Below are 13,824 nucleotides of genomic sequence, written 5' to 3' on the forward strand. Positions count from 1 at the left end.
CGGCCACGGCCAGGACGAGCGGGACGAGCCGCCCCTCGGAGGCCGGGACACACTCCGGGCCCCGTCCCAGCGTTGAGCTGGGACGGGGCCCGGGACGAGCCGCACGGCCAGGACGTCACCAGTCGGAACGGACCCCGTCTTCCAGGTCAGCCATATTCGCCGGTTCCCTGTCGTACTCATCCACGGTCGCGCACGTGCAGGTGCCGCCCTCGTACGTCAGCCGCTCGCAGTCGTCAGCGTGATTGTCTCGGCGTGATTCCGGCGCCGGGGCCGGTACCTGCTGCGTCTGCGTCTTAGCGGCCCCCGCCGCCGGTGGGTTGAGCTGGGCCCGGATGTCCTCGAAGCTGCGCCCCTCCCAGTCCTGGCAAACCTCGCATCCTCGCCCACCGGGTCCCGTCCCCGGACAGTCGTACATGTGCATCTCAGGATCGATATCCACTTACGTCCCCTCTCTTTCTGTTACGCGCCGAACCCGATCGCTGCTACTTCGGTGTAGGCGCCCCAGTCGGACCCGAGGGTGTCCTCTGCGATCTCGTCCCACTCGGAGTTCATGCCCTCGATGTCTCCGGCCGCCCACTGGTCAACGAGCCGATCCCAGTGGGACGGGCGGATGTTGATTTTGCGGACTTCCAACTCCCTTTGTCGGGAGGGGAGGACTCCACCTTGATTGAGCGGGTGGACTTCCACTCGGGTACCGCGCCCGTTGTTGTTGAGCCGCTTTTTCAGGGACCGCGCGATGTTGCGGCGGCGGTACGTCTCGTATGCCTGGTCAAGCTTGCGGCGGTAGGTGGCGGTTGTGGTCGCTTCCGGGTCTGCGAGCCACTTAAGGACGGTGGCCCGGGTGCTCTTGTTGTTGATGTCGATTCCGGCCGCGACCATCGCGGCTTGCCCTGCTGCGGATTTCGTCAGGTACGCAACCCTGGCATGGAATCCCTTTGGGCCACCGAGACCCGCAAGTTCCGTCAACCGTTCGGAAATGGCCTCTCCGCCACGCTTTCCGTGAGCCCCGAATTCACCCGTGATCTTTCCGGCCATGTCGTCACGCCCCCATTTCCGCGACCGGGGCGCCGACAACATAGGCGCCCTTTGTCTTCATCTCGGTGAGTCCCCGGCCCTCTGCGAATACCGCTTGCCAGTCTCCGGCAACGTGCAATTCGTCGGTGCCGGTGATCCGGTGAACGGTGAGACCGGCATTGTGTGCCTTCAATGCGCGGCGCCACAGGTTCCCGTGAGCCTGCGCTCGGATGATCTGTGACCAGTCCGTGCGCTCAATGAGGTGATTGAATTTCGACGCCTTCGCGGACGTGGAAATGAACTTGGAATACATGGCCTTGACGTAGGCGAGGGTCACCTCGTCGCCGGTCTCGATGGCTACCGCCCGAGCGTCGCGGAGGATGATCCGGAACGCCCGGAGGATGCTCTCCGAGGACCCGCTCGTCCACGACTCGTGAATGACCGGGGCCTCACACAGCCGCCCGTACTTCTCACTGGCCGCGTCCATCAGGAGTTGCAGGGTCGGCCGGGTCACCCACAGGTCCCCGGACAGTTCCCGCGCCCCGAGGGGGTTGGGCAGGTTGGTGTGTGTCCACTCGGGCGGGGTGATCAGGTACAGGCCCGAGCGGCGCCGGTCGAACTCCGAGCCCTTGGCGTGCTGCAACGCACCGATCGGAAGGTGAGTGTTCAGCGCGGAGAGGTAGGCGGCGTTCACGTCCAGGAGCTGCACCTCGGTGCCGTCCTCGGTCGCGGAGTTGGTCCACTTCGGACGGGCCTCCCACACCTCGTTCGCGCCGTTCTTGGACGGCTTGCGCAGGATCTCCGGCTCGGGCGGGTGCGCGGTGAAGTCGTACCGCGCGGACACCCGGGTGGACTCCAACAGCTCCATCCCGTCCGGGATCGCGGTCTTGATCAGGGCGGCGGTCGCCTTGTCCACGTCCCCGCCGGCCTTTTCCAGCGCGGCGGCCACGCGGTCCGCGATGCTCGCGCAGATCTCGGGGTCCCTTTGCGGCTTGCGCGGCGCCTGGGTGCTCGGCTCGGGCTCGGGCTGCGGCTCCGGCTCGGGGAGGACCGGCTCGTCCACGACCACGGGAGCCGCGGGCGCTGCGGCTGCTCCGAGGGTGCCCTCGGGCCATGCGCTGGGAGCCGTGCACGTGGCGTGCAGTCCATCGCCGTACAGGTCCACGGGCATCGGGTGCCCGCACCCACGGCAGTTCAGGGGGCCGCCCTCGGGGCCGCCGGGAGTCTCGGGCCCCTCACCCTGGCCGCCCCCGGCCGGGCCGTCTGTATCGACCGGCAGAGCCATGCTCCACACGTTCTTTTTCCGGCCCATGATTTTGCGGGCCGTGGTGTGGCGGTGGATGATCCGGCCGCCCTGTCGCTCGTCCGAGCCGGTGATGTACCCGGCCGTCTCCAGAGCCTCACCCATGGCGCGGGACGTGATCTCGATGGGTGCCCCGGCCTCTGCCGAGTAGCGGACGACGAACGCGGCGGCGGCGGACGGGAGCAGGTACAGCCGCTCTCCGTCCACCCATCCGATACCGGCGCCCTGCGCGTACTCCCCGCGCCACCCGAGGGACTGCCCTTGCTTCGGCATCTCGCCGTGCGCGGTCAGGACGTGGGCGGCGCCGACCGCCAGGCCGTCAAGGATCGAGTCCCGGATGCGGTCCGCCATGGACTGGCCCACGCCCGCATCAACCTGCGCCCGCAGCGACTCGCACAGACCGGCCCAGCCCCGTTCCCACAGCTCTGCGGACCGTTCCTCGGTGACCCATCCGCGCGAGAGCGCGAACTCCAGCCCGCAGAAAAGGCCGGCGGCCTTGTCGGCCGACGACTCGACGTAGCGGCCGGGCGCTTCGGTGGCCGTGGTCAGTTCTTCCGCGAACCGGTGTTCCAGCTCGGACACGTAGGCGTGCGCGGGCATCTTCGCGGCCCACCACGTGATGAACGCGGACATGAGCGCGGACCGGTCGGCGGGGCCGCCGTTCGCGTCTGCTGCGGCGAACGCCTTGGGGTCGAACTCGTCCCGGCTGAGCTGCAACAGGTGCGTGCGGTTCTGCGCCGACTCGACGGCCGTCACGTCCTCTGCGGACAGACCGCCGAACGCGCGGGGCCGGAGCCGGGCACGGGCCACGATCTTGTTGTCCTTGATGCCCATACGGCCCTTGGACGCGCCGTTGAACAGGGAGCGGGCGAACAGGTCGAAGTAGTCGGTGCGCTCCCGTGCGGAGCCGGTGGGCGCCATGTCGTCCCATCCGACGAACATGTCTCCGAAGGTGTGGTGGACGTACTCGACGTAGGCAGGGGTGGCGAATGCCTTGCCCGCGTTGAAGGGGAGCGTGTTCCAGCGGGCAGAGGGTGCCCAGCACTGCGTCACGAACGCCATGTGGCCGGACTTCCCAGACCGGTTCACCGCGACGTACGTGCAGCTGCCCGAGGGGCGCCCCATGGCCGCGCGGAACGCGGCGCCGATCTCCACTGCGGCGAACTTGTCGGGGGTCATGCCGAACAACTGCCACAGTGCATCGAACGCGCGCTGCCCGGCGGTCTCGTCCTCGGGCGGGGCCGCCATGGTGAACGTCCCCAGTCCGTCACCGTAGACCGGGACATCGAGGGCGCCCTCGGCCGTCCAGGCTCCGCCGCCGTGGACGTACAGCCACCGGCCGTCCCGGCAGTGCCACCCGAGACGGGAGTAGGCGGGGATGGTCGGGTACCGGTCGGAGCCGAGTTTGATGGACGTCACGACATCGCCCCGGGCGGTGGCGCCGGTGGCGGCCAGCACCTGGGGAACTTCCGCCAGCTCGTGCCGGTCCAGCCACGCCAGCTTCTCGAAGTCTTCGGCAGACACGGTATCGAGCACGACCGCGCCGTCGTCCTCCCGCGAGACGCGCAGGTCGTAGTACGTGACCACGGGCCGGGAGCGGTCAGTCGTCTCGGTGGCCGCGATCGGGTACGGCTCCCCGGTGTCATCGGCGTACGCGGCGGTGATCTCCGCTCGGGCGGACAGGATCTCTTTCCGGGACACCTTCGTGATCCGGTCCCCGGCCGCGTTCTCGCCATAGGACCGGCTGACGCGATAGTGCCCGCGCTCGTCCGCCTCGTACCGGTCCGCGATGCGCTCGGTCGTGATCTCTTCCCGCGCCCCATCGGAGCCGGTGACCACACGGAGGGGCCGCTCGGTCCTCTGGCGGGGAGTCCTCGGGGTGGCCTGCGGAGTCGTTTCGGTCATCCGGCGGCCCCCGCCTTCTTGGACAGAAGGCGGTCGGCGTACGCGCGGGCCCGGGTCAGGGTCGGCCAACCCGAGGTGATTAGTTCACCGGCCGCGCAGTGCACGCCCCATCCGCCGCGACCGCGCACGGTCCGGCAGATCAGGTAAGTCGTCGCTCCGTCCGTAACGGTCGTCACCCGGCCGGTACTGCCGACCGGGATCACACGGTGGTCTGTGGTGCCCTCGGGCTCGTCATGGGTACTCTGGTCTTGCACTTTGGTTCCTCATCAGGGGATCGATGCCAAGCCTCGGGCGTGAGACCCCGGGGCTTTTGGCATTTCTGGATTCGGTTACCTGCGGTCGTGACCCCCGTCAGAGACGGGGTGAGACGGTCACGGAGCGCGGGTCGGGGTAAAGCGGTGGCACCTCCTCTGAGGGGCCAGGACTCGAAGGGCCGGAGCCGGGAGCGCTATCGGGGCCGGCTGATTGGCCAGGGACCGGAGCAGTGCGAGAACGGCACGGATGCCCGAGTGCGGGGACAGCGATGCGAACACCCGGGCCAGGGTCTTGCGGCCGGATTCGTTGACGCCACGGAGCATGAGCAGAGCCGCGAGGCGAGCACCTGGAAAGCTCTCCCGGCTGCCGTATCCGCCGTAGTACCAGAGGACGAGCGCGTCCTCCTCGCTCAAGTTCATGAGGTCCATGGGGGCCGCCTCCCCTCTCGGTTGATCCGGCATCGTGGTCACTTCCCGAGGTTCAGGGGGATGGTGAGCGCGTTCGGGCCGACCGTGGCCCCGCTCGCCTTGATGGCTCGGTACATCTGCGCCAGGGCGACCCCGGCGGCCAGGGCCAGAGCGGCGGCGGCCACCAGGAGCAGAGCCTCCGATACCGGGATGTACCGGGTCCGGCAGTGACCACCCGACGAAGCGATCGTTACGCCGCAGCGGCGGACGGTGTAGTTCACCGCCGGGTAGTCGCCGGTCGTACGGGCCACATCCGAGACAGGCACGGTGCCCTCGGGGGTCACCCTCCAGCCTTCGGGGACCGATGGAGCCGCAGGGTCGATGGTCGCGGTGGCGCTCAACGTTCCAACCCCTCTCGTTCAATAATCCGTTGCGAGCGATCATACGGGGCGTCAGGTGACGAGCACTACTCCTGAGCCGGGTGAATCCGGCGTGTCGTCCCGGCCGCAGTCGGCCCGTACGTCATCGCTTCCGCCTGTACGTCAACTGGATGACGTACAGCGGCCCCCGAGGACCCGCTCGTCTTCCCGGCCGGGACCGAGGACCGGCTCCGGGTACGGAAGGCGGCCCGGTTTCCTCCCTGGGAGGACCGGGCCGCGAGGCCATGCCGCGTTCATCGGGACGGGTGCACGTCCCGGCGGGGTCACCGTACGGCGCAACCCCCGTATACCTCCACGTATCAGAACGGGGGCTCTTGCTCGGGCGCCTGGCCGCCCGCGCCAACTCCGGCCGGGACAGCGGGGCGGGTACGCGAGGAACTGGCCCACGCGTCGTCACCAGGGGCCGCCCCCTGCGACTTCGCCACCTTGGACACCTTGGCCGTGGCGAACGTCAGGTCAGGGCCGACCGCGGACCCCTCGACCTCCCACGCCGAACGCTTCTCGCTCGTCTTCTCGTCCGTCCATGAACGCTGCTTGAGATCGCCGACGACCATCACCCGCATCCCCTTGGCCAGGGTCTCGGCGACGTTCTCGGCCAGGGACCGCCACACGGTCACCCGGTGGTAGTCGGTCCCCGACTCACGCCACTCGTTCGTCTGCCGGTCGAACTGCCGGCGGTTGACCGCGACGCTGAATTTGGCGACCGCCGCACCGGACGGGGTGAAGCGGAGTTCGGGGTCGTCGGTCAGGTTGCCCACGATCGTGACCGGGGTCGTTGCGTTGCTCATGTCTCGTCTTCCGTTCGTGTGAGCCCGGCCCATGAGGGGAGCCGCCGTTTCCGGCAGCTCCCTTCCGACTATGCCGGGGGATTCGTTGAATTCAAGCCCTGGCCTGATCTTCGTTGTCGGGTACGACAACGGGCCCGGGTCTGCGTGCTGTCGCGGTCGCTGTCGCGGTGTCGCGAACGGTGTCGCGGTCGCTGTCGCGGTGTCGCGGTCGGTGTCGCGGTACCGCGACAGGGACCGGCCGGTGTCGCGGTCAGTCCCTGTCGCGGTGTCGCGGTGTCGCGGTCAGAGGTACTGACCGGTGACCGCAGGCTGTGCCTTGCTCCCCTGTCGCTGCATGGCGCGCGCGACAGTCGCGCGGGTCGTGCCCGGCCGGTACTGCTGGACTCGCGACACGACCATGTCGCGGTCGGTCACTCCGGCAGTCATCGCCTCCCGGACGATCTGCGCGACGCTCGGGACCGCGTCAGTTGTCGCGGTTGTCGCGGCGGACACAGCGGCCGGAGCCGGGAGGGGGGCGTCAGGTGCGGTGTCCGGCGCGACAACCGGCCGGTTCTGCCCGAGGTCAGTGGACTGCCGGAGCGACAGCGCTTCCTGACGCTTGGACATGATGTCGATCGGGACAAGGGGAGCGGTCGGTGTCGCGTCGGCCGGTACCGCGTCGGTGTCGCGGTCGGTCGCGACAGGGGTCGTCGCGGTGTCGCGGTCGGTGTCGCGGCCCGGTGTCGCGGCCGTTGTCGCGGTGTCGCGGTCGGTCGCGGCGGGGGCCGTCGCGGTGTCGCGGTCGGTGTCGTGTCGCGGTGTCGCGGTCGTCGTTGTCGCGGTCCAGTCGTGACGCGTCGCGATCGTGGCGAGACCCGCGACAGACTTGCGGCGCACGACCCGCGACACGATGGCGGCTTCCGCCGCGTCAGCCGCGACAGGGTCCAGGTCGTGACGCGCGTCATCGATGGCGGTTGCCAGACGAGCCGCGCGCCGGGAGTGCTTTCGGCTCCCGGGGGTCGCGGCGGCCACCCGGTCGGCCAGGTCCACCGCGCGGTCCGCCGCCCGGCTTCGGGCGATGGCTGCGGAGTCCGCGCCCCGCCGGCCAATCCCGAGGGAGGCGGTCAGCCGCTCCCGAGCCTCCCGCAGCGCGGCCCCCAGGATGCCGTCCGACTTCTCTTCGGACATCCGCAGTTCGAGCCCCAACAGCAGGTGCAGGATCACGGCCAGGGCCACGGGGCCGATCATCACGCGGAAGATTCCTCCGGGACCTCCCCCCACCTGAAAGGCCGGGACCGCTTGGACGAGAACTGCGGCGTACGCAAGGTAGGCGGGCCCCTTCGTGCGCGTGGCCCATGCGTAGATCGTGAGCGCAATGATCAGCGCTTCCGCGACACCGCAGAGGAGCAAGCGCTCCCAATCGTTCGTGATGGCCAGAGCGGTCCCGAGGAACCGATACGAAGTGTCAGCAGATACGCCCAAGGTCATCAGACCCGGGACGAGCAGACCGAGCGTCGCGGCCTTGGTGCGAGTCATGTTCGGCATGTTCTGTCTCACTTCTTCGTCATCGTGATGTGCTGCGTCTGCGAAACCGTCAGGGAGAGACTGCCTCGCTCGGACTTCCCCCGCGTCGCAATCACCGCCGCGAGGATGAAAACCGCAGCTCCAACCAGGTACGGGAGGGAGCCCTCCAGGGCCGCCGCTGCGGCTCCCAGAGCCTGCGCGACGCCCCAGACGACGAACGCGATCAGTCCGACCATGGCGGACACCGCCGCCGTCACGGCGGACGTGCGCCACACCCAGCGCGGCACGATCGGCGCGGTGTCCGGGGCCGGCACGGGGGCCGACTGGACGACGACACCGGCCGCGCTCGCCCTCTCCCACGCCGCGATCAGGTCCGCCGTGGACGGGATCTCGGGCCGCTCGGGAGCCGTCTCCGGTGCCGGGGACGGGGTGATCAGGGATGCCGGGGTGTCCGGGATCAGGAAGCGCGCCATGTCGTCCGGCGTGACGTCCCGGCCGGGTGCGGAATACTCGTTGTTGCTGCTCACGGGGTTCTCCTTCGTGGGTGTCGGGGCCCGCTGTCAGGGCCCCTGTCAGGCGCTGTCAGGGCGGGGTGTCATCCGCTCTGACAGCGCGTTTACCTGGGGGTTTGGTGTCAGGTGTCAGGCCGTCAGGCTGACGTCAGGGCCGGGACGATGCGGTACTTGTGGCCGCCCGCCGGGACGAGTCGGCCCTCCCGACCGAGGCGGCCCAGCTCGGCCGCGACCCACGGGCGGGACCGTCCGATCCGGTCGCAGTGCTCCATCACGTCCTTGGTCTGGATGACCATCTGTCCGTTCGCCTCGAAGTGCCGCAGGATCTCCTCCATCGCGGCCTTCGGGTCGTCCGGGGTTGTCCCGGCCGGGGCTCCGAACATCGGCGCGTCGGTCGTCTCGGGGAGGTCCGCCTCGGGGTTGATCTCCTCGTCCTCGGGGTCCACCAGAGGCTCGCCGTTCGTCATGTCGTCGTCGTCCGTCCCGGCGGCGCGCTGCGGGCCGCCCTCGGTCGCGGGGGCCGTTGCCGGGCCCTGGCGGTCGGTGTAGAGCTGTCCGGCGACGGTGGCCGCCGCCGTGGCGGTCACCTCGTCCACGCCCATGCGGACGGGGGCGAACTCCCGGCTGGCCCACTCCAGCGTCACGGGGTTGTTGCGGAACGTCCGGGACGGGGTGGACCACAGTTCCTCGTCGATTCCGGCCGTGACCAGGTAGCAGTAGCCGGGCCGCTTGTTGCCCCATGCCCCGGGGTTGGCGCCCGCGTCCAGCACTTCGGACGGGAGGGCGAAACCGGCGTCGCGCTCGTCCACGCCCATGCACAGCGCGGACGGGAGGGACGCGCGGGTGTCGGTGCTGATCTGGTAGCCGGATGCGCGCTGCATCGAGACGACCAGGGAAGCGCCGGCGGACCGGGCTTCCTGCGCGATGCCGGTGAACGCGTCGTCATCGACGGCCCGCAGCGTGTTCGCGGCTTCCTCGAACCAGCCGATCAGGTACGCCATGCCGGGGCACCCGCACGCCGTGCCGTCCTCCCGGCAGGTGTGCGCCGCGTCGTCCTGGCGGGTCGCGGCGGCAGGCTCCCACGACCGGTAGCTGTGCTGACCGAGCCACAGTTGCCGCGCCGGGATGACCGCCTTGAACGCCTCGATCATCACCGCCGCGCCGTCCTGCGTGGTGACGACCCAGTCGCACGCGCCGAACGCCTCTCCGAGGTCCTGGCCGCGCTTCGGGTCCGACAGCCACACGACCACGTCCCGGCGGGTCAGGACCTCCACCATCACGTCCATGGCCGCCTCTGTCTTGCCCGAGCCGGTCACGCCCATGACGAGCAAGTGGATTGCCTGCGGGAGCGTGAGCCGCAGCTCCCGGCCGTCGTCGTACACGCCGATGACGAGCGGTTCCGCGATCGATCCGCCCGGGGCAGACGGGCCCGGGTACCAGATGATCTCTTTCAGCATGTCGTTGGGGACGATGACCAGCTCGCCCTTGCGAGCCGAGTCCGGGTCCGGCCGGTAGCGCACGGCCGTGGTCGGCACGTCCAGCGCGGACGCGATCCTCGGCAGGCTCTTGGACACGTCCGCGTTGGTCGCCTCCCCCGCCGGGAGCGCGTACGGCACGGTGACCTTGTTCGCCTCGACCTTGGCCACACCCAACTTCGTACGGGCCAGGCCGACCTTTTCCAACAGGCCCTTGTCCGAGGACTCCCCGACCGCGTCAGGGTTACGGCGCATGACCATGCGCACGTTCCACGACAGGGCCGTGACCGTTCCGCCCATCAGGTACAGGTCCGGAAGCGGACCCGTGAGCGGGCCGGAGAGCGCGGCCCCGGTGAACCACGCGGCCCCGGCCGCAACCGTGATCGCGGAGTGCAACCGGCGCTGTGCGCTCGTGCCCCGGCCCGCCCACCACGTTGCGGCGGTCAAAGCGCCGGCCGAAAGCGTCAGGCCGACCCCCGCCCATGCCGAGTCCTCCCACAGGAAGTTCGCGCCGCCGCCCGCCAGGCCGACCGCACCCATCCCGACCCACGGGGGAAGGTGCGGCTTTGCCCGGTGCAGGAGGTAGCGCCCGACTCCGGACCATGCGGACTCGCCCTTGAGCTGGTCCTCGTGCTGCTGCTCGATGTCCTTCTCGCCCATGACCCCGCCCCCTCTACTGCCGGGCCCAGTCCATGCGCGGAGCCGAGGGCTTCCGGGCACGGTGCTTGACGCGGTTGATCTCTTCCTCGTACTGCTGCTGGAACTGCGCGTAGCAGGCAGCGGCGTTCTTCGCTGCGGCGGCGGCGGAATCTGCGGCCTTGGTCAGCTTCCGCGAGACGCGCCAGGCACGGGCCTTGGAGCCCCCGAGGCGGCCCTCGGGGTCCGGGACCGTGGACAGCACGCCTTTCATGATCTCCGCGCCCATGGCCACCTCGAAGGAGATGCCGACCATGAGGGCCCGCAGCGCGTTGCAGTAGTTCCGCACGTCTGCGGGAGAGGTGAACTCCGGCGCTGGGAGCGACGACTCGGAATGTGATCCGCCGCGCCCTCCCTGCGCCGGGACGCCCGCGCCGTTCGTCGTGTTCTTGCTCTGCGTCATGTTCAGGGTGAAGGCGGGGGCGAACGACGCTCCGAATTTCGCGGAGTCGTTCTTTGCCTTGGCGCCGCTGGGGGCGCCGGTCGGCGTAGTCATCGACTGATCTCCGATCCACTGCGGTGACGGGGGCAGAGGCAGGGCGGCCACGCGGACAGCACGTCCGGGTGGAGTCCCGACTCGTTCGGCCAGATCTCCCGGCGGTCGGTCCACGTACGACCGCTGTCCCGGCTCACTCGAAGGGTCATCAGAGGGCGGGTGGGGGGTTCGCTGCTGCTTCCGCTCGACGTACACACCGGCTGATCTCCGATCCCTGCGGGTGATGTGCTTCCGTTGTATTGCTGCGCTCTGTCAGGCAATGTAGAACACGAAGTAGAGCAAGGCAAGACACCGTAGAACACTCGACATCGAAAGGGTGAGGGCATGGCCGGGACCACCGGGTACGCCGACATCGCAGAACACTTCCGCGACCTGATCCGCAGGGGCGTCCTGAACCCTGGGGACCGGATGCCTCCGATCCGAGAGGTGATGGACACCTGGGGCGTGTCGAGCGCGACCGCCTCCCGGGCTTACAAGACGCTCAAAGCCGAAGGTCTGACCCGCGCCACTACAGGCACCGGAACAGTGGTCACTCGACCCAGCAGCGACAACATCGCGGCGCGCATCCGCAACCACGCGGCCACGGGCAAGGCTCTGGCCACTGGGGAGACCTCCCGAATCCTCGAAGTCGGCACGGTCGGGGCAGATGAGACCGTGGCGGCCCGATTGGAAGTCGAGCCGGGCACCCCCGTGCACGTCCGCCGACGGATCGTCAGTCGAGACGGGGCGCCCGTACACCTGTCGTCGTCGTACTACGCGGCGTTCGTCGTGGAAGTCACCCCCGAACTCGCGGAACCGGTCTCCACCGGCGCGTCCCGCGAACTGGCCGCCGAACGCCTCGGGGTTGCTCAGGAGCAGGTACTCGAAGAGGTGACCTCCCGACACGCGACCGAGCCGGAAAAGGAGGCTCTGGGGCTCACCGGCTCCGTGATCGTGACTCAGGTGGTGCGAACCGTGTTCCTCACAGACGGGCGAATTGTGGAAGTCGCCGTCAAGGTCTGCCACGGCTCCACAGTGCTGAAGTGGTCCACGCCCCTGAGCTGATGAGCAGGAGTCGCCAGATTCCCAACAGCCACCCGCGCCGACCCCGGCGGCCCTCGGTCCATATCGGACCCGAGGGCCGTTCTCATTTTCCGGTTCTTTTCGCCAACTAACCGTGTGATCATCGAATGTGAGACCGCGCCAGGAACCAGCAAAAGGAGGGATGACCGTGCGAACAGTCCCCGTTCAAATCGTCTGCCGACGCTGCACCAACCCCTACCGGACCACGGTCCGAGGCGGAAATACCCGCTGCCCCGAATGCCGGACCTCCCGGCACGTCCGCATAGATCAGGAATGGGAAGGGCCGGTATCCCCGGAATTCTCCGGAGCGGCCACTCGGGCCGCACAGGTGACCACCCGGCCCGCCGTATGGGTCGAATGCCGCTGCGGCCACGAATGGCAGTCCAGAGCAAAGGACCGCATGACGATCCGGTGCCCCGAGTGCGGCACCGGCCAGAGGGTCCCCCACCGGACCCACGACAACACCGGAGCCGTCCCCGAGGGCCACCACCCGGCGCCGCTCCCGAGGGCGCCCCGCAACAACCGCTCTACGCCCGATTGGGAGCCCGAGCCGGACCCCGAGGACGAGTGGGAGCCCCAGGGCCAGGAGACGGCCCTCGGTGGCCTCTCCGCGATCCTGGCCGCGTTCCAGAGCCGCCCCGGATTGGTCCCCGCTCCGGCAGCTCCCCGGGCCGCTCGTCCGGCCGCGCCCCGTCCGCCGGCACTCCCCGCGGCTTCCCGAATCCCGGTCGGTGCCGGGGTCCAGCCCATCGACCCGCAGCAGCTCCCTGAGCGGGAGCTCCGGCGCCGTGACGACGTGTGCCAGATCTCCCGGTCCCTCTCGGCCCCGCTCATGGTCTGGTACAACCAGCCGCCCGGCCTCTGCGAAGCCATGGACACCACACAGCCGCGCGACCGCCAGAGGTGCCCTGCCACGGCCACGCACGCCGTGCAGTTCGAGCGGGACGTGACCGTGACGCACGCCCTCACATGCCCAGCCCACGCCCGGCCCCTGGCCGCGACCGCCGACCACTCGCAATACATCCGCGCCACGATCCGCAACCTGCGGTAGATCGCTTTTTCACCGCACCGCGCCAGACCAGCAACGCGTTATCTCGAAATACCGCCGTGCACGAAAGTCGCGAGACACCGCGCCAGCAACCAGCAAACCGCCCCGGAGAGAGACACCCCCGACACCGCACCGAATAAGGCGCGGTCGGCCAGCACGATGGAGAGAAGACATGCCAGATAACCAGCCTGCCGAGTACCGGCTCCCGGGCCCGTGCCAGAACCCGACTCCGGGGAACGCGGAATGGACGTGCCAGAGGTGCGGACATCCGCTCTGCGCGGGGGGACACGTTCACATGGAGCACTCGGGGGAGGTCTGTTCCCTCTGCTGACCCGTAGGCTCCGAACACCTCGGCCCCCGCACTGTCCCCCGGTGCGGGGGTCAAGGCATTCCCCGGCGGATAACCGGGAGCCGCTTCCCCTCGGGCAACACCCGCTTCCCCCAACGTAAGCGGCTCCCACCTGCATAGCCCCGGGTAATTGCCCGGACGAAATCCGGGCACGGAAGGATCAGGCCGTCCCGCCCCACCCCGGCCTCTGTCGTCCGGTACGTCACCGCGCACCGCCGTACGTCATCCCGTTGACGTACCGCGCACCCTCGGGGAGGTCCGGCTCGTCCGCCCGGTTCCCACTTCCCCGAGGACCCGCTCGTCCGGGGCCTCCCGAGGGCCGGAACCTCCCTTACCGCCTCTGACCTGCGCGGTTCCCACTTCTGCGCCACGTCCAGGAGGACCCGCTCATCCGCAGCCCCGACCGGCTGACGCCCCCTCGGTCGGGCGCCATCGCGCCCCGGTTCCCACTTTGTTGTGGGAACCGGGCCGAAAGTGGGAACCGGTTTTACCCCCTCTGACCTGCGCGGTTCCCACTTCTGCGCCACGTCCAGGAGGACCCGCTCATCCGCAGCCCCCACCGGCTGACGCC

Annotated in this window: 13 protein-coding genes; 2 read left to right on the forward strand and 11 right to left on the reverse strand. The window is 69.4% G+C overall.

The features are described from left to right. Positions 1-115: 115 nt before the first annotated feature. From J7E89_RS08125 to traA, 11 genes are all read right to left on the reverse strand, one after another. The gene (locus J7E89_RS08125; RefSeq protein ID WP_214970253.1) at positions 116-439 is read right to left on the reverse strand and encodes a hypothetical protein; all 324 of its coding nucleotides are present in this window, start codon (positions 437-439) and stop codon (positions 116-118) included. A gap of 20 nt (positions 440-459) precedes the next feature. Continuing rightward, positions 460-1,035, reverse strand: coding sequence for a transcriptional regulator (locus J7E89_RS08130; protein WP_214970256.1), 576 nt, complete (start codon positions 1,033-1,035; stop codon positions 460-462). Between the two features lie 4 nt (positions 1,036-1,039). Next, entirely contained in the window at positions 1,040-4,222 is a 3,183-nt protein-coding gene (locus J7E89_RS08135) for a hypothetical protein (protein WP_214970259.1), read from the reverse strand. Next, positions 4,219-4,476, reverse strand: a complete 258-nt coding sequence (locus J7E89_RS08140; RefSeq protein ID WP_214970262.1) for a hypothetical protein — start codon at positions 4,474-4,476, stop codon at positions 4,219-4,221. Before J7E89_RS08140 ends, J7E89_RS08135 begins: the two co-directional genes overlap by 4 nt. A 117-nt stretch (positions 4,477-4,593) precedes the next feature. After that, a complete protein-coding gene (locus tag J7E89_RS08145) occupies positions 4,594-4,905 on the reverse strand; it encodes a hypothetical protein (protein WP_214970265.1) in 312 nt (103 codons plus the stop codon). Between the two features lie 38 nt (positions 4,906-4,943). Then, positions 4,944-5,285, reverse strand: coding sequence for a hypothetical protein (locus tag J7E89_RS08150; protein WP_214970268.1), 342 nt, complete (start codon positions 5,283-5,285; stop codon positions 4,944-4,946). Positions 5,286-5,623: 338 nt separating this feature from the next. Further along, the gene (ssb, locus tag J7E89_RS08155; protein WP_214970271.1) at positions 5,624-6,112 is read right to left on the reverse strand and encodes a single-stranded DNA-binding protein; all 489 of its coding nucleotides are present in this window, start codon (positions 6,110-6,112) and stop codon (positions 5,624-5,626) included. A 282-nt stretch (positions 6,113-6,394) separates the two neighbouring features. After that, positions 6,395-7,636, reverse strand: coding sequence for a hypothetical protein (locus tag J7E89_RS08160; RefSeq protein ID WP_214970274.1), 1,242 nt, complete (start codon positions 7,634-7,636; stop codon positions 6,395-6,397). 8 nt (positions 7,637-7,644) lie between these two features. After that, positions 7,645-8,142 (reverse strand): hypothetical protein, encoded by a 498-nt coding sequence (locus J7E89_RS08165; protein WP_214970277.1) that lies wholly within the window; start codon positions 8,140-8,142, stop codon positions 7,645-7,647. 122 nt (positions 8,143-8,264) lie between these two features. Continuing rightward, positions 8,265-10,262 carry a plasmid transfer protein TraB gene (gene traB / locus J7E89_RS08170; RefSeq protein WP_214970280.1) on the reverse strand — a complete coding sequence of 666 codons (1,998 nt, stop codon included), beginning with the start codon at positions 10,260-10,262 and terminating at the stop codon, positions 8,265-8,267. A gap of 13 nt (positions 10,263-10,275) precedes the next feature. Then, on the reverse strand, positions 10,276-10,794 hold the full coding sequence (gene traA, locus J7E89_RS08175) for a plasmid transfer protein TraA (protein ID WP_214970283.1): 519 nt from the start codon (positions 10,792-10,794) through the stop codon (positions 10,276-10,278). 324 nt (positions 10,795-11,118) lie between these two features. Here traA and J7E89_RS08180 point away from each other — a divergent pair, with 324 nt between their 5' ends. Continuing rightward, complete coding sequence (locus J7E89_RS08180) at positions 11,119-11,838, forward strand: GntR family transcriptional regulator (RefSeq protein WP_214970286.1); 720 nt, start codon at positions 11,119-11,121, stop codon at positions 11,836-11,838. 418 nt (positions 11,839-12,256) lie between these two features. Continuing rightward, on the forward strand, positions 12,257-12,907 hold the full coding sequence (locus J7E89_RS08185) for a hypothetical protein (RefSeq protein WP_214970290.1): 651 nt from the start codon (positions 12,257-12,259) through the stop codon (positions 12,905-12,907). The last annotated feature ends 917 nt before the right edge of the window (positions 12,908-13,824 follow it).

Origin of the sequence: Streptomyces sp. ISL-100 (genome assembly GCF_018614615.1) — a bacterium.
Lineage (GTDB): Bacteria > Actinomycetota > Actinomycetes > Streptomycetales > Streptomycetaceae > Streptomyces.

Bases quoted from the DNA above. Each gene is read 5' to 3' on its own strand.
- traA (WP_214970283.1), bottom strand. From the start codon at position 10,794: ATGACTACGCCGACCGGCGCCCCCAGCGGCGCCAAGGCAAAGAACGAC.
- ssb (WP_214970271.1), bottom strand. From the start codon at position 6,112: ATGAGCAACGCAACGACCCCGGTCACGATCGTGGGCAACCTGACCGAC.
- J7E89_RS08135 (WP_214970259.1), bottom strand. From the start codon at position 4,222: ATGACCGAAACGACTCCGCAGGCCACCCCGAGGACTCCCCGCCAGAGG.
- traB (WP_214970280.1), bottom strand. From the start codon at position 10,262: ATGGGCGAGAAGGACATCGAGCAGCAGCACGAGGACCAGCTCAAGGGC.
- J7E89_RS08160 (WP_214970274.1), bottom strand. From the start codon at position 7,636: ATGCCGAACATGACTCGCACCAAGGCCGCGACGCTCGGTCTGCTCGTC.
- J7E89_RS08180 (WP_214970286.1), top strand. From the start codon at position 11,119: ATGGCCGGGACCACCGGGTACGCCGACATCGCAGAACACTTCCGCGAC.
- J7E89_RS08130 (WP_214970256.1), bottom strand. From the start codon at position 1,035: ATGGCCGGAAAGATCACGGGTGAATTCGGGGCTCACGGAAAGCGTGGC.
- J7E89_RS08145 (WP_214970265.1), bottom strand. From the start codon at position 4,905: ATGGACCTCATGAACTTGAGCGAGGAGGACGCGCTCGTCCTCTGGTAC.
- J7E89_RS08185 (WP_214970290.1), top strand. From the start codon at position 12,257: ATGACGATCCGGTGCCCCGAGTGCGGCACCGGCCAGAGGGTCCCCCAC.